The organism is Streptomyces sp. WELS2, assembly GCF_013870595.1.
Lineage (GTDB): Bacteria > Actinomycetota > Actinomycetes > Streptomycetales > Streptomycetaceae > Streptomyces.
Window position 1 is genome coordinate 1 of the sequence record NZ_JACBWZ010000081.1, and the last position, 14,927, is coordinate 14,927.

The window sequence follows — 14,927 nt, forward strand, 5'->3', positions numbered from 1 at the left end:
CGCACCGAGCGGCGGCTGGCGCCCGCCCGTGGTGTCCTCGCCACCCGGGTGGCCGATCTGCTCACCGGCACGGCGGAGCTGACCGTCGCCGGCGCGCTGCCGGCCCGTACGGACGCGGCCCGGCGAGCGGATCGCATCCTCACCGGGATCGCCGCGCGCGCCGCCGCCGTCACCGGACTCGGGGACGGGCTGACCGCGCTGATCTCCGGGCTGACCGTCACGGCCATCGCGGCATTCGGCGCCCAGGCGGTGGCGGCCGGCCGGCTGGGCGGGGTGGCGATGGCCGTGGTCGTACTGACCCCGCTGGCCGCCTTCGAGGCCGTCCTGGGGCTGCCGCTGGCCGTGCGGCAGCGGCAGCGGGTGCGGCGCAGCGCGGAGCGGGTCTACGAGATCCTGGACGCCGCCGAGCCCGTACGCGAGCCGGAGCGGCCAAGGCCGGCGCCCGGCACGCCGTTCCCGGTGGTCCTCAGGGGCGTGGTCGCGCGGTACGAGGGACAGCGGCGGGAGGCGCTCGCCGGGCTGGACCTGACGCTGGAGCGGGGGCGCCGGATCGCGGTGGTGGGAGCCTCCGGTTCCGGCAAGACGACCCTCGCGCAGGTGCTGCTGCGGTTCCTGGATCCGCAGGCGGGCTCGTACACGCTCGCCGGGGTGGACGCGTGCGCGGTGGCGGGGGACGACGTACGGCGGCTCGTCGGGCTGTGCGCGCAGGACGCGCACCTCTTCGACAGCTCGGTGCGCGAGAACCTGCTGCTGGCCAGGAAGGACGCGACGGAGGCGGAGTTGCGCGGAGCGCTGGACCGGGCCCGGCTGCTGGACTGGGTTCAGTCGCTGCCCGACGGCCTGGACACCCTGGTCGGCGAGCACGGGGCCCGGCTGTCCGGCGGGCAGCGGCAGCGGCTGGCGCTGGCCCGGGCGCTGCTGGCCGGCTTCCCGGTGCTGGTCCTGGACGAGCCCGCGGAGCACCTGGACCTGGCGACGGCGGACGCGCTGACCGCCGATCTGCTGGCCGCCACCGAGGGCCGTACCACGCTGCTGATCACCCACCGGCTGGCGGGGCTCGACGCGGTGGACGAGGTGATCGTGCTCGACGAGGGCCGCGTCGTGCAGCGCGGCCCGTACCGGCGGCTGCTGGCCGAGGACGGTCCGCTGCGGGAGATGGCCGCCCGGGAGTGCGAGGCGGAGGCGCTGGCGGGAGCGCGCTGAGGTGTGCCGCCACGGCTCGCGGAGGTGCCGGCGGGGAGCGCTCACGCGTGCCGTCGCGGCCGCCTCGTGAACGGCGGGTCGGTGGGGCCGTCGGCTAGCCGCGGTCGGCGAGGAGCTGTTCGATCACCACCGCCACGCCGTCGTCGTTGTTGGCGACGGTACGGCCCGACGCGGCGGCGATGACGTCCGGGTGGGCGTTGCCCATCGCGTACGACTGGCCGGCCCAGGTCAGCATCTCGACGTCGTTGGGCATGTCCCCGAAGGCCACGACCTCCTCGTGCGAGATGCCGCGCTCGGCGCAGCACAGGGCGAGGGTGCTGGCCTTGGAGACGCCGGGGCCGCTCAGTTCCAGCAGGGCGCTGGGGCTGGAGCGGGTGACATTGGCGTGGCCGCCGACCGTCAGGCGGGCCAGTGTCAGGAAGGCGTCCGGGTCGAGGGAGGGATGGAAGGCGAGGATCTTGAGGACGGGCTGGCCGGCGGTCGGGCCGTCGGGGGCGAGCAGTTCCTCGGCGGGCAGCACGGTGTCCGGTATCTCCATGTGCAGCTTGGGATAGTCCGGCTCCTGGTGGAAGCCGTAGGTCTGCTCGACCGCGAACACCGTGCCGGGGGCCGCCTCGCGCAGCAACCGTACGGCGGCCAGGGCGTTCTCCCGGGACAGCTCGCGGACCTTCACGAACCGGTGGGCGCCGGGGCCGCCGTGCAGGTCGACCACGGCGGCGCCGTTGCCGCAGATCGCCAGGCCGTGGCCGTGGACGTGCTCGCTGACCACGTCCATCCAGCGGGCCGGCCGGCCGGTGACGAAGAAGACCTCGATCCCGGCCTCCTCGGCGGCGGCCAGCGCGGCGACGGTCCGCGCGGAGACCGACTTGTCGTCGCGCAGCAGAGTGCCGTCGAGGTCGGTGGCGATCAGCCGCGCCGGCAGGGCGGCGGCAGGGGTCCCGGGCTGTCTGGTCGCTGAGGTCACCCGGCCATTCTCGCCCAGGCGTCCGCACGGCCGTGCGGGACTGCGCACGGATGAGACACAGACGACGTCGTGGAGCGCGGCCCCGGTCAGTCCAGCTGGGCGAGCGCCTCCATGGCGATCTCCTCGAAGACCTTCTCCTCCGCCGCGAAGCCGGAGTCCGGGACGGGCCAGTGGATCACGATCTCGGTGAAGCCCAGCTCGCGGTGGCGGCCGGCGAAGTCCACGAAGGCGTCCAGGGACGTCAGCGGCCGGCCGCGGTCCGGGGTGAAGCCGGTGAGCAGGACCTTGTCCAGTGCGGCCACGTCCCGCCCGGCGGCCTCGCACGCCTCGGCCAGCCTGCCGATCTGCCCGCGCAGGGCCTCGACGGACTGCTCCGGCGTGCCGGTCTCGTACAGCTTCGGGTCGCCGGTGGTCACCCACGCCTGGCCGTACCGCGCGGCGAGCCTCACACCGCGCGGGCCGGTGGCCGCCACGGCGAACGGCAGCCGGGGCCGCTGCACGCAACCCGGGATGTTGCGCGCCTCGTGGGCCGAGTAGAAACGCCCCTCGTAGGTCACCGCGTCCTCGGTGAGCAGCCGGTCGAGGAGCGAGACGAACTCGCCGAACCGGTCCGCGCGCTCACGCGGGCTCCAGGGCTCCTGGCCGAGGGCGGTCGCGTCGAAACCGGTGCCGCCCGCGCCGATGCCCAGGGTGATCCGGCCGCCGGAGATGTCGTCCAGGGAGATCAGCTCCTTGGCGAGGGTCACCGGGTGGCGGAAGTTCGGCGAGGTGACCAGCGTGCCCAGGCGCAGCCGGTCGGTGACCGCGGCGGCGGCCGTCAGGGTCGGGACGGCGCCGAACCACGGGCCGTCACGGAAGCTGCGCCAGGACAGGTGGTCGTAGGTGTACGCCGTGTGGAACCCGAGCTGCTCGGCGCGCACCCACGCCGAACGGGCGCCTTCGTGCCAGCGGCGGTACGGAAGGATCACGGTGCTCAGACGCAGACTCATGGGACCGAGCGTAAGCGGGCCCGTCGGCGTCGAACGAAACGGTCACCGTGCGCACGCGTCTCATGTCCTGCCGGGGGGAGACGCGGATCACGCGGGCTTTCCCGGTTGGAGGTTTGATCCACAAAGAAGTGTGGTTATCCACAGGCAATTTGACGAAACTGTGGACAACCGGCGGGGACATGACGCCCGCGGGCGCCCGTCCCCGTCCCTCACAGCCTGGGTTCCACCCGCGCGATCCTCCGCAGCAGCCCCGGGGCGAACCGCGACAGCAGATGGGCTCCCTTGGCCTCCGGGGTCACCGGAGCCACCGGCTTGTCCCGGGCGACCGCGTCCAGGATCGCGTCGGCCACCTTCTCCGGCGGATAGTTCCGCAGGCCGTACAGGCGGGCGGACCGCTGCCGGCGACGGCGCTGTTCGGCCTCGTCGACGCCGGTGAAACGGGCGGTGGCGGTGATGTTGGTGTTGACGATGCCCGGGCAGACCGCCGTGACGCCGATCCCCTTCGGGGCCAGTTCCGCGCGCAGGCACTCGGAGAGCATCAGCACCGCCGCCTTGGAGGTGCTGTAGGCCGGCAACAGCCGCGAGGGCTGGTAGGCCGCCGCGGAGGCCGTGTTGACGATGTGGCCGCCCTGACCGCGCTCGGCCATGCGGGCCCCGAAGAGCCGGCAGCCGTGGATGACGCCCCACAGGTTCACGTCCAGCACCGCGCGCCAGTCGTCGGTCGTCGTGGTGAAGAAGGAGCCCGACAGCCCGATGCCCGCGTTGTTGACCAGCACGTCCAGCACCCCGTAGGAGCGGTGGACCCGCTCCGCGAGCTTCTCCATGGCCTGCTCGTCGGAGACGTCCGCGGGCTCGGCCCACGCCTCGGGCGCGCCGACCAGCCGGCACAGCTCGGCGGTGCGGGCCGCGGCCTCGGCGTCGCGGTCCACGGCGATCACCCGCGCGCCGGCCTCCGCGAACGCGAACGCCGTGGCCCGTCCGATGCCGCTGCCCGCGCCGGTGATCAGCACCAGCTGCCCGGCGAACCGTTCGGCGTGCCGGCCGGTGGGCCGCGGGACGGGCCGGCCGCCTTCCACGGACCCGACGAACTCCTCGATCCACGCCGACAGCTGATCGGGGCGGGTGCGCGGCACCCAGTGCCCGGCGGGCAGCGTGCGGCGGGTCAGCCGGGGCACCCACCGGTCCAGGTCGTCGTACAGCCGCTCCGAGAGGAACACGTCCCCTTCAGGGGTGATGAGCTGCACGGGCGCGTGGGCGTAGGCGTCCGGACGGGGCCTGCGCAGCCGGGCGCGGACGTTGTCCCGGTAGAGCCAGGCACCGTGCGCCGCGTCCGAGGGCAGGGAGGCGGTCGGGTAGTCGCCGGCCGGGACCCGCTCGGCCCGCTCCAGGATCCGGGGCCAGCGCTTGCCGAGCGGGCCGCGCCAGGCCAGTTCGGGCAGGGCCGGGGTGTGCAGCAGGTAGACGTACCAGGACTTGGCGCCCTGGCCGAGGAGCTGGCCCACCCGCCGGGGCGTCGGACGCTTCACGCGCGCGTCGATCCAGTGCCCGAAGTGGTCGAGGGACGGCCCCGAGATCGAGGTGAACGAGGCGATACGGCCCTCCGTGCGGCCGACGGTGACGAACTCCCACGACTGCACCGAGCCCCAGTCGTGCCCGACGAGGTGCACGGGCCGGTCCGGGCTGACCGCGTCGGCGACGGCCAGGAAGTCGTCGGTGAGCTTGGCGAGGGTGAAGCCGCCGCGCAGGGGCTCCGGCGCGGTGGAGCGGCCGTGGCCCCGGACGTCGTAGAGCACCACGTGGAAGCGGTCGGCCAGCCGTACGGCCACCTCCGACCAGACCTCCTTGCTGTCCGGGTAGCCGTGCACCAGGACGACGGTCGGCTGGGCCGGGTCGCCCAGCTCGGCCACCCACAGCTCGACCCCGCCGGTCCGCACCCGGCGCTCGCGCGCACCCTTCAAGGTCACTTCTCCTCCGCCCAGCGCCGCACGTGCGGCAGATCGTCGTCCAGCCAGAACGCGCTCTCCTCGGCGTCCCGGGAGTCGGTGACCACCAGGATCTCCTCGAACTTCGCGCCCGTGCCCCGGAAGCCGAGGTGCGGTTCGACCGCCCACAGGCCCGGCCGCGGCGGGTGGTCCGAGAAGCGGTACGGCGACCACAGCGGCGACCAGCCCTCGCGGTGGCCGTGCAGCGCGTCGGAGGCCAGGCCCTTCAGGGACTGCGTGCCGAAGCCGAACAGATGGGGCGACCAGCGGCGCGGCCGTACCCGGTCCACCTTGTGGGCGATCACCCCGAAGGGGTAGGCGCGGTGCCGGTTGGCGTACCCCTGGCGGACCATCAGCCGGTCCACGTCCTGGTAGATCTCCCGCAGCGGGCGCCGCTCGCGCACCTCGCGCAGGATCAGCTCCCGGTGCGCCTCCAGGTCGGCCATCAGCCGGTCCTGCAGCGGGTTCACGCCCAGCGAGCCGGAGTAGCCGACGTCCGCCGGGTAGCCCTCGTACACCGGTGCCAGGTCCAGGATGAACGGCATCCCCGGCTCCAGGGCGCGGTCGGTGGGGAAGAACTGGAGCGGGACGCGGAAGTTCGCGAAGGCCGTGCGGTCGCCGAACCAGGCGAAGGGGAGGTGGAACCAGTCCCGCACCCCGCGCTCGCGCAGCCACTCCCGCTGCATCCGCGCCGCCTCGCGCTCGGTCACACCCGGTTCCAGCCGGGCCGCGACCGCCTCCGCGCACTCGTAGGCCAGGCGCTGCACCCGTTTGAATCCCCGCAGGTTCACGGAGGGTCCGCTGCTCACTGCCGTCGTCATGCCGCCCCGTCCCGTCGAGCGCGCTACGCGTCCGTAACTTGACACATGCGAATCTGGCACTTGTTAGAGGTGGCGTCAATAGGCGGGATCAAGGGCCGTGGACCACGGCCGTCCGGCGCGCCCGTGCCCCCTGGGTGGGTGACCCTTAGGGTCCCGTAATACCTGGGACGGACGAGGAAACGGCTCTGAGGTCTGACGACGAACGTGGTCCGGATCACTACCGTCGTAGGCGTGACTGTGATCGCGACCGAAAGCCTGAGCAAGCGGTTCCCCCGGGTGACCGCGCTCGACCGGCTGTCCGTGGACATCGGGCCCGGTGTGACCGGACTCGTCGGGGCCAACGGCGCCGGCAAGTCCACCCTGATCAAGATCCTGCTGGGGCTGTCCCCCGCCACGGAGGGCCGCGCCGAGGTGCTCGGCCTCGACGTCGCCGCCGAGGGCGCCGCCATCCGCGAGCGCGTCGGGTACATGCCGGAGCACGACTGCCTCCCGCCGGACGTCTCGGCCACCGAGTTCGTCGTCCACATGGCCCGCATGTCCGGCCTGCCGCCCGCCGCCGCGCGCGAGCGCACCGCCGACACCCTGCGCCACGTGGGGCTGTACGAGGAGCGCTACCGGCCCATCGGCGGCTATTCGACCGGCATGAAGCAGCGCGTGAAGCTCGCCCAGGCCCTGGTGCACGACCCGCAGCTGGTCTTCCTGGACGAGCCGACCAACGGACTCGACCCGGTCGGCCGGGACGAGATGCTCGGCCTGATCCGCCGCATCCACAGCGACTTCGGCATCTCGGTCCTGGTCACCTCGCATCTGCTGGGCGAGCTGGAGCGCACCTGCGACCACGTCGTCGTTATCGACGGCGGCAAGCTGCTGCGCTCCAGCTCCACCACCGATTTCACCCAGACCACGACCACCCTCGCGATCGAGGTCACCGACAGCGACGCGTACCCCGACGGCACCCACGCCCTCCGCGAGGCGCTGCACGCGCGCGGTGTCGACACCCGGGCGGAGGCCGGCGGACTGCCCGGCGCCGGACACATCCTGCTGCTGACCGCCACCGGCGAGGACACCTACGACCTGGTCCGCGACGTGGTCGCCGACCTCGGTCTCGGCCTGGTGCGCATGGAACAGCGCCGGCACCACATCTCCGAGGTCTTCACCGGCAGCGACGAACAGCGGAAGGAGGCCGTCGGCCATGGCGGTTGAGCATCCCCCGGCAACACCCGCCGGCGACCAGAGCCGCATCCACGACATCGGCTACCGCGGCTACGACGGCCCCCGCCTGGGCCGTTCCTACGCCCGCCGCTCGCTGTACTCGCAGTCCCTGCGCGGCGCCTACGGCCTCGGCCGCTCGGTGAAGTCCAAGGTGCTGCCGATGCTGCTGTTCGCGGTGATGTGCGTGCCGGCCGCCATCATGGTGGCTGTCGCCGTGGTCACCAAGGCGCACGAACTGCCGGTGTCCTACACCCGGTACGCGATCGTCACGCAGGCCGTGATCAGCCTGTACGTCGCCTCGCAGGCACCCCAGGCGGTCTCCCGCGACCTGCGCTTCAAGACCGTGCCGCTGTACTTCTCGCGGCCCATCGAGACCGCCGACTACGTGCGCGCCAAGTTCGCGGCGCTCGCCTCCGCGCTCCTCGTCCTCACCGGCGCCCCGCTGCTGGTGATGTACGCGGGCGCGCTGCTGTCCAAGATGGACTTCGCCCATCAGACCAAGGAATTCGCCCAGGGACTGGTCTCCGTGGCCCTCCTCTCGTTGCTCTTCGCCGGCATCGGCCTGGTCATCGCCGCCTTCACCCCGCGCCGTGGCTTCGGCATCGCCGCCGTGATCGCCGTACTGACCATCTCCTACGGCGCTGTCTCCACTCTCCAGGCCATCGCCGACACCCAGGGCAGCAGCTCCGCCGTGCCGTGGATCGGGCTGTTCTCGCCGATCACGCTGATCGACGGTGTGCAGTCCGCGTTCCTCGGCGGCAGCTCCGCCTATCCGGGCGGCACCGGCCCCTCCGCGGGCCAGGGCGTGGTCCACGTCCTGTTCGTCCTGGGCCTGATCGCCGTCTGCTACGGCCTCCTCGTCCGCCGCTACCGCAAGGTGGGACTGTGACCACCCTGAAGATCGACCACGTCTCCCGCTGGTTCGGCAACGTGGTCGCCGTCAACGACATCACCATGACCATCGGCCCCGGCGTCACCGGACTGCTCGGGCCCAACGGCGCCGGCAAGTCCACCCTGATCAACATGATGGGCGGCTTCCTCGCCCCCTCCACCGGCTCCGTCACCCTCGACGGGCAACCGGTGTGGTGCAACGAGGCCATCTACCGGCACATCGGCATCGTCCCCGAACGGGAGGCGATGTACGACTTCCTCACCGGCCGCGAGTTCGTCCTCGCCAACGCCGAGCTGCACGGCCTCGACGCCAAGGCCGCCCAGCGCGCCCTGGCCACGGTGGAGATGGAGTACGCGCAGGACCGGAAGATCGCCACGTACTCCAAGGGCATGCGGCAGCGCGTGAAGATGGCGAGCGCCCTGGTGCACGACCCGTCGCTGCTCCTGCTGGACGAACCGTTCAACGGCATGGACCCGCGCCAGCGCATGCAGCTGATGGACCTGCTGCGCAGGATGGGCGACGAGGGCCGCACGGTGCTGTTCTCCTCGCACATCCTCGAAGAGGTCGAGCAGCTCGCCCGGCACATCGAGGTCGTCGTCGCCGGACGGCACGCGGCCAGCGGCGACTTCCGCCGGATCCGCCGCCTGATGACCGACCGCCCGCACCGCTACCTGGTGCGCTCCAGCGACGACCGCGCCCTCGCGGCCGCGCTGATCGCCGATCCCTCCACGGCCGGCATCGAGGTCGACCACGCCGAGGGCGCCCTGCGCATCCAGGCCGTCGACTTCGGCCGCTTCACCGCCCTGCTGCCGAAGGTCGCCAGAGACCACGGCATCCGGCTCCTCACGGTCTCGCCGTCCGACGAGTCCCTGGAGTCCGTCTTCTCGTATCTGGTCGCGGCGTAGGAGGCCGAAGATGTACGACCCCACCGTGGCCCGGCTCACCTACCGGGCACTGCTCGGCCGTCGCCGGGCCCTCATCCTCGGCGCGCTGCCGCTGCTGCTGATCGTGATCTCCGCGGTCGTCCGCGCCCTGACCGGGGCCGACGACCAGACCGCCTCCGACGTTCTCGGCGGCTTCGCGCTCGCCACGATGGTGCCGATCGTCGGTGTCATCGCGGGCACGGGCGCGATCGGCCCCGAGATCGACGACGGCTCCGTGGTCTATCTGCTGTCCAAGCCGCTGAAGCGGCCCGCGATCATCTTCACCAAGCTCATCGTCGCCATCGCCGTGACCATGGTCTTCTCGGCCGTGCCGACGCTGATCGCGGGCCTGATCCTGAACGGCAACGGCCAGCAGGTCGCCGTGGCCTACACGGTTGCCGCCCTGGTCTCCTCCATCGCCTACTCGGCGCTGTTCCTGCTGCTGGGCACGGTCTCCCGGCACGCGGTGGTGTTCGGGCTCGTCTACGCCCTGGTCTGGGAGGCGCTGTTCGGGTCCCTGGTGCCGGGCGCGCGCACCCTGAGCGTCCAGCAGTGGTCGCTGGCCGTCGCCCACAAGGTCGCCGACGGCCCGCTGGTCACCTCGGAGGTGGGCCTGCCGACGGCCACCGTGCTGCTGGTGGCGGTCACCGTTCTGGCCACCTGGTACGCCGGCCAGAAACTGCGGTCCCTGACGCTCGCCGGCGAGGAGTGAGCACCCCGGGCCGCCTGCGGTACCGGCCCTCCTCCACGCGCCGTTTATTCGGTGGCGTCCGATTCGGCGGCGGGGCACAGTGGTCGTGCCCCATCCGCCGGGATCGTCCCGGCGTCAGGAACCGGGAGTGGAGGTGGGCGATGTCCATGCACGGCAGTACGCCCGGCTCCCGTCAGGGCGGCCCGAGGCCGGCTCCGGAATAGTCGCCATCCCTCCGTGGAGCCAGGGAACCGCCCGGGGCGGCCGCTTCGAGCACGCGAGCGCCACGCTCGCGTGAGGCCGCCCACCCGGAGGATTGGCCGAGTGGCAAGGCACCGGCTTGCTGAGCCGTGGTCGGGCTGGAAAGCCCGCGCACGTTCGATCCGTGCATCCTCCGCGAGACGTCGTCACCGAGACCTGCCCGCATCGGCTGCGGTTCGTTGCCTGGTGCGGGTCCGGTGCGACCGGTCGCGCCCACGCGGCGGAGCGCATGCCGGACAAGGCCCCGCGACGGGACGCGGCCGGTCAGGCCAGCAGGCGTTCCAGGACCACCGCGATGCCGTCCTCCTCGTGGGAGGCCGTGATCTCGTCGGCCACCGCCTTCAGCTCCGCGTGGGCGTTGGCCATGGCCACGCCCCGGGACGCCCAGGCGAACATCGGGATGTCGTTGGGCATGTCACCGAAGGCGATCGTGTCGGCCGCCTTCAGGCCCAGGCGGCGGGCCGCCAGCGACAGTCCCGTGGCCTTGGACAGGCCGAGCGGGAGCAGCTCCACGACGCCCGCGCCCGCCATGGCCACCGTGACGAAGCCGCCGGCCGCCTGCCGGGCCGCCTCCGCCAGCTCGTCGTCGCCCAGCGTCGGATGCTGTATGTAGATCTTGTTCAGCGGGGCCGCCCACAGGTCGGAGACGTCCGTGAACGGGGTGCCGGGCAGCCTGCCCGCGACCGTGTAGCCCGGGCCGACCAGTACGTCGCCGTCCAGGCCGTCCCGGCTGGCCGCCAGATACAGCGGGCCCACCTCGGCCTCGATCTTGGCCAGGGCGACGCCCGCCAGCTGCCGGTCCAGGGTGACGGAGGTCAGCAGGCGGTGCGCGCCGGCGTCGTACACCTGGGCGCCCTGGCCGCAGACGGCCAGACCGTCGTAGCCGAGGTCGTCCAGGACGTGCCGGGTCCAGGGGACCGCGCGGCCGGTGACGACGATGTGGGCCGCGCCCGCCGCGGTGGCCGCGGCGAGCGCGTCACGGGTGCGCTGCGAGATCGACTCGTCGGAGCGCAGCAGCGTCCCGTCGAGGTCGGTGGCGATGAGCCCGTACGGGAAGCTCACCGGGACACCGGCTCCAGGACCTCACGGCCGCCCAGGTACGGGCGCAGCACCTCGGGGACGCGGACGGAGCCGTCGGCCTGCTGGTGGTTCTCCAGGATCGCCACGATGGTGCGCGGGACGGCGCACAGCGTGCCGTTGAGCGTGGCCAGCGGCTTGACCTGCTTGCCGTCGCGGACCCGGATGGACAGCCGGCGGGCCTGGAACTCGGTGCAGTCCGAGGTGGAGGTCAGCTCGCGGTACTTGCCCTGGGTCGGGATCCACGCCTCACAGTCGAACTTGCGGGCGGCCGAGGCGCCGAGGTCGGCGGAGGCGACGTCGATGACCCGGAACGGCAGCTCCAGCGAGGTCAGCCACTGCTTCTCCCACTCCAGCAGGCGCTGGTGCTCGGCCTGGGAGTCCTCGGGGGAGACGTACGAGAACATCTCGACCTTGTCGAACTGGTGCACGCGGAAGATGCCCCGGGTGTCCTTGCCGTGCGAGCCGGCCTCGCGGCGGAAGCACGGGGAGAAGCCCGCGTAGCGCAGCGGCAGCTGGTCGGCGTCGATGATCTCGTCCATGTGGTAGGCCGCCAGCGGGACCTCGGAGGTGCCGACCAGGTACAGGTCGTCCTTGTCGAGGTGGTAGACGTCCTGGGCGGCCTGGCCGAGGAAGCCGGTGCCGGCCATGGACTGCGGGCGGACCAGCGCGGGGGTCAGCATCGGGGTGAAGCCGGCCGCGGTCGCCTGCGCGATCGCCGCGTTCACCAGGGCCAGCTCCAGCAGGGCGCCGACGCCGGTGAGGAAGTAGAAGCGGGAACCGGAGACCTTGGCGCCGCGCTCGACGTCGATCGCGCCGAGCAGCTGGCCGAGCTCCAGGTGGTCCTTGGGCTCGAAGCCCTCGGCGGCGAAGTCGCGGATCGTGCCGTGCGTCTCCAGCGTGACGAAGTCCTCCTCGCCGCCGACGGGCACGTCGGGGTGGACGAGGTTGCCGAGCCGGAGCAGCAGCTCCTGGGTCTCGGCGTCGGCCGCGTCGCGCTCGGCGTCGGCGGCCTTGACGTCGGCCTTCAGCTGTTCGGCGCGCTTGAGGAGTTCGGCCTTCTCCTCGCCGGCGGCCTTGGGGATCAGCTTGCCGAGCTGCTTCTGCTCGGCGCGCAGCTCGTCGAAGCGGACGCCGGAGGCCCTGCGCCGCTCGTCGGCAGACAGGAGGGAGTCGACGAGCGCGACGTCCTCTCCACGGGCGCGCTGGGACGCGCGCACACGGTCGGGGTCCTCACGAAGCAGGCGAAGGTCAATCACGAGGCCAAGGCTACCGGTGCCGGGTCTCGCCTCACGAATCACTATTACGGTGAGTTCGCATTCGCGGCCTACGTTCCGTTATGCGTTAATTGCCGGACGTGTTCCTTCCTGCCGGCCGCAGGTCAAGGCGAAAGTGTCTCACTCCCTGGGACGGGGCAGGTCGCGGGTGTCCGGTTGACCCGATTCCCTTGTGGGGAACGGGATTTGGCGAGCCGTTTGTCCACAGGGATCCACGCCCTCCCAAGAGTTATCCACAGGCTGTGTGGAAGAACTGTGGACTTCGGAATTGATCACTGGGGAAAGTGCTGCCAGGCCGAAGAATTCCCGGGTCAAACGTCGTCGACGTCCACTTTCGGGTGGAAAAGGGTCGCCCCGAAAGATGAACCAAAGGAAACGGGTGGACGAAGGGTGGACGGGGGAGCGGTGGCCACGGCCGGGCGCCACAGGGCGATTTGTCGACCCTGCGCCCGCCCGCTGTCGACTTGTCCCCAGGTCGAGAAGGGCACCTGTGGATAACTTCTGTGGATAACGTTCGTCAGGTCGTACGACCGGTCAGAAGCGGCCGTCCTGGCAGCGCGCCACCCAGTCCGCCGCCGCCATGAACTCCTCGTCCGACGTCCCCGGCAGGGCCGGCCGGGCCTCGCCCGGCGACATGTCCGCCTGCGGATAGGAACCGAGGAAACGCACCTGGAGGCAGATCCGCCGCAGCCCCATCAGCGCCTCCGCCACCCGCCGGTCGGCGATATGGCCCTCGGCGTCGATGCAGAAGCAGTAGTTGCCGATGCCCGCGCCGGTCGGCCGGGACTGGAGCAGCATCAGGTTGATGCCGCGGGAGGCGAACTCGCCGAGCAGGTCGCGCAGGGCGCCGGGGTGGTCGTCCCGCTGCCACAGCACCACCGAGGTCTTGTCGGCTCCGGTGGGCGCGGCGGGCCGGGCCGGGCGGCCGACCAGCACGAAGCGGGTCTGCGCGTTCTCCGCGTCGTGGATCCCTGTCTCCAGCGCCTGAAGGCCGTACCGGGCGGCGGCGAACTCGCCCGCGAAGGCCGCGTCGTAGCGTCCCTCCTGGACCAGGCGGGCGGCGTCCGCGTTCGAGGCGGCCGACTCCCAGACCGCGTCCGGCAGGTGGGAGCGCATCCAGTTGCGCACCTGCGGCTGGGCCGCCGGGTGGGCGGAGACCGTCTTGATGTCCGCGAGCTTCGTGCCGGGCCGGACCAGCAGCGCGAAGGTGATCGACAGCAGCACTTCGCGGTAGATCATCAGCGGCTCGCCCGCGACCAGCTCGTCCAGGGTCGTGGTGATGCCGCCCTCGACGGAGTTCTCGATCGGCACGAACGCGGCCTCGGCCTCGCCGGTCCGGACCGCGTCCAGCGCCGACTGCACCGACACGTACGGGATCAGCTCCCGGGTGGCGGCCTCCGGAAGCGTGCGCAGGGCGACCTCCGTGAAGGTGCCCTCCGGGCCGAGATAGGCATAGCTCGCTGGCATGGTCCTCACCCTAATGGCCGCGGGGGGACCCGTCGCGGGTGTCTCGGGAATACCACTCGGCCGGGTGGTTTGAACCGGGTTCGTCCCCCAAGCAGCCCCGGTGCTCAAACAGCCCGTCGTTCGGCCCGTCGAGCGTCCCCGCGTAAGCGGCCGGGGTCATCCCTCCAGCAGCCGCTGGCCCACGTACTCGCCCTTCGCCGCCCCGCCCGGCACCGCGAACAGTCCGCTCGCCTCGTGCCGGATGAACCGCGACAGCGCGTCGCCCCGGTCGAGCTTGCGCTGCACCGGGACGAAGCCGCGCAGCGGGTCGGCCTGCCAGCAGATGAAGAGCAGACCGGCATCCGGGGTGCCGTCCGCGTCGATGCCGTCGTGGTAGGAGAAGGGCCGCCGCAGCATGGCCGCGCCGCCGTTGCGGTCGGGCCGGGTGATCCGGGCGTGCGCGTTGAGCGGGACCAGGTAGTCGCCGTTGGCGTCGGCCTTCTCCAGGTCCATCGGGGTCGTCTCGTCACCGCCGGACAGCGGCGCCCCATCGGCCTTGCGGCGCCCGATGACCTGCTCCTGGGCCGTGGCCGACAGCTTCTCCCAGTCGTCCAGGAGCATGCGGATGCGGCGGACGACGGCGTAGGAGCCGTTCGCCATCCACGCCGGCTCGCCCGGGGCGGGCACGAAGATCCGCTTCTCGAAGTCGGGGTCCGAGGGCTTCGGATTGCCGGTGCCGTCGAGCTGGCCCATGAGGTTGCGGGCCGTCATGGGGTGCGCGGTGGCCCCCGGGCTGCGGTTGAAGCCGTTCATCTGCCAGCGCACCCGGGCGGCCGACCCCGCGTCCTTCTGGATCGCCCGCAGCGCGTGGAAGGCCACCAGGGCGTCGTCCGCCCCGATCTGCACCCACAGGTCGCCGTCGCTGCGGGCCTTGTCGAGCCGGTCGGAGGAGAAGTCCGGCAGCGGGTCCAGCGCGGCCGGCCGCTGCTTTTGCAGCCCGGTCCTGTCGAAGAAGCCGTGCCCGAAGCCGAAGGTGACGGTCAGCGAGGACGGCCCCGCGTCCCGGGCCACGTCGGTGTCGTCGTGCGGGGCGGGCTCGCCCGCCATCAGCCGCTCGGCCGTGGCCGACCAGCGGCGCAGCAGGGCCGCCGCCTCCTTGCGGCCCGCGCCCGCCACCAGGTCGAACGCG

Annotated in this window: 13 protein-coding genes and 1 tRNA gene; 6 read left to right on the forward strand and 8 right to left on the reverse strand. The window is 72.2% G+C overall.

Features of this window, described 5'->3' with window-relative positions; translation table 11 throughout:
- A partial coding sequence (gene cydC, locus H5J33_RS07955) for a thiol reductant ABC exporter subunit CydC (RefSeq protein WP_181794174.1) occupies nt 1–1,203 on the forward strand: 1,203 nt, incomplete at its 5' end.
- A 94-nt stretch (nt 1,204–1,297) separates the two neighbouring features.
- On the opposite strand, the gene H5J33_RS07960 is transcribed toward cydC, so the two are convergent.
- The 4 genes from H5J33_RS07960 to H5J33_RS07975 all read right to left on the reverse strand — a co-directional run bounded on the left by H5J33_RS07960 (nt 1,298) and on the right by H5J33_RS07975 (nt 5,959).
- On the reverse strand, nt 1,298–2,167 hold the full coding sequence (locus H5J33_RS07960; RefSeq protein ID WP_181794175.1) for an HAD-IIB family hydrolase: 870 nt from the start codon (nt 2,165–2,167) through the stop codon (nt 1,298–1,300).
- A gap of 86 nt (nt 2,168–2,253) precedes the next feature.
- Nucleotides 2,254–3,156 carry an LLM class flavin-dependent oxidoreductase gene (locus H5J33_RS07965; RefSeq protein WP_181794176.1) on the reverse strand — a complete coding sequence of 301 codons (903 nt, stop codon included), beginning with the start codon at nt 3,154–3,156 and terminating at the stop codon, nt 2,254–2,256.
- A 209-nt stretch (nt 3,157–3,365) separates the two neighbouring features.
- Entirely contained in the window at nt 3,366–5,120 is a 1,755-nt protein-coding gene (locus H5J33_RS07970; RefSeq protein ID WP_181794177.1) for an SDR family oxidoreductase, read from the reverse strand.
- Nucleotides 5,117–5,959 (reverse strand): M24 family metallopeptidase, encoded by an 843-nt coding sequence (locus H5J33_RS07975; RefSeq protein ID WP_181794178.1) that lies wholly within the window; start codon nt 5,957–5,959, stop codon nt 5,117–5,119. Before H5J33_RS07975 ends, H5J33_RS07970 begins: the two co-directional genes overlap by 4 nt.
- Before the next feature lie 237 nt (nt 5,960–6,196).
- On the opposite strand from H5J33_RS07975, the gene H5J33_RS07980 reads away from it, so the two are divergent.
- The 5 genes from H5J33_RS07980 (at nt 6,197) to H5J33_RS08000 (ending at nt 10,074) form a co-directional block, all read left to right on the forward strand.
- Nucleotides 6,197–7,162 (forward strand): ABC transporter ATP-binding protein, encoded by a 966-nt coding sequence (locus tag H5J33_RS07980; RefSeq protein WP_181794186.1) that lies wholly within the window; start codon nt 6,197–6,199, stop codon nt 7,160–7,162.
- A complete protein-coding gene (locus H5J33_RS07985) occupies nt 7,152–8,060 on the forward strand; it encodes an ABC transporter permease subunit (RefSeq protein WP_181794179.1) in 909 nt (302 codons plus the stop codon). The genes H5J33_RS07980 and H5J33_RS07985 overlap by 11 nt, the downstream gene beginning before the upstream one ends.
- Entirely contained in the window at nt 8,057–8,968 is a 912-nt protein-coding gene (locus tag H5J33_RS07990; RefSeq protein WP_181794180.1) for an ABC transporter ATP-binding protein, read from the forward strand. Before H5J33_RS07985 ends, H5J33_RS07990 begins: the two co-directional genes overlap by 4 nt.
- Nucleotides 8,969–8,978: 10 nt before the next feature.
- Nucleotides 8,979–9,698: an ABC transporter permease gene (locus H5J33_RS07995; protein WP_181794181.1), complete on the forward strand. Its 720-nt coding sequence runs from the start codon at nt 8,979–8,981 to the stop codon at nt 9,696–9,698.
- 289 nt (nt 9,699–9,987) lie between these two features.
- Nucleotides 9,988–10,074 (forward strand) — tRNA-Ser (locus H5J33_RS08000).
- A gap of 128 nt (nt 10,075–10,202) precedes the next feature.
- Here H5J33_RS08000 and H5J33_RS08005 read toward each other — a convergent pair.
- From H5J33_RS08005 to efeB, 4 genes are all read right to left on the reverse strand, one after another.
- Nucleotides 10,203–11,000 (reverse strand): HAD family hydrolase, encoded by a 798-nt coding sequence (locus H5J33_RS08005; RefSeq protein ID WP_181794182.1) that lies wholly within the window; start codon nt 10,998–11,000, stop codon nt 10,203–10,205.
- Complete coding sequence (serS, locus tag H5J33_RS08010) at nt 10,997–12,274, reverse strand: serine--tRNA ligase (protein ID WP_181794183.1); 1,278 nt, start codon at nt 12,272–12,274, stop codon at nt 10,997–10,999. The genes H5J33_RS08005 and serS overlap by 4 nt, the downstream gene beginning before the upstream one ends.
- Nucleotides 12,275–12,826: 552 nt before the next feature.
- Complete coding sequence (gene pheA, locus H5J33_RS08015; protein ID WP_181794184.1) at nt 12,827–13,759, reverse strand: prephenate dehydratase; 933 nt, start codon at nt 13,757–13,759, stop codon at nt 12,827–12,829.
- Between the two features lie 156 nt (nt 13,760–13,915).
- On the reverse strand, nt 13,916–14,927 hold a 1,012-nt coding region (gene efeB / locus H5J33_RS08020), incomplete at its 5' end, for an iron uptake transporter deferrochelatase/peroxidase subunit (protein ID WP_181794185.1).

Bases quoted from the DNA above. Each gene is read 5' to 3' on its own strand.
- H5J33_RS07965 (WP_181794176.1), bottom strand. From the start codon at position 3,156: ATGAGTCTGCGTCTGAGCACCGTGATCCTTCCGTACCGCCGCTGGCAC.
- H5J33_RS07975 (WP_181794178.1), bottom strand. From the start codon at position 5,959: ATGACGACGGCAGTGAGCAGCGGACCCTCCGTGAACCTGCGGGGATTC.
- H5J33_RS07985 (WP_181794179.1), top strand. From the start codon at position 7,152: ATGGCGGTTGAGCATCCCCCGGCAACACCCGCCGGCGACCAGAGCCGC.
- H5J33_RS07995 (WP_181794181.1), top strand. From the start codon at position 8,979: ATGTACGACCCCACCGTGGCCCGGCTCACCTACCGGGCACTGCTCGGC.
- pheA (WP_181794184.1), bottom strand. From the start codon at position 13,759: ATGCCAGCGAGCTATGCCTATCTCGGCCCGGAGGGCACCTTCACGGAG.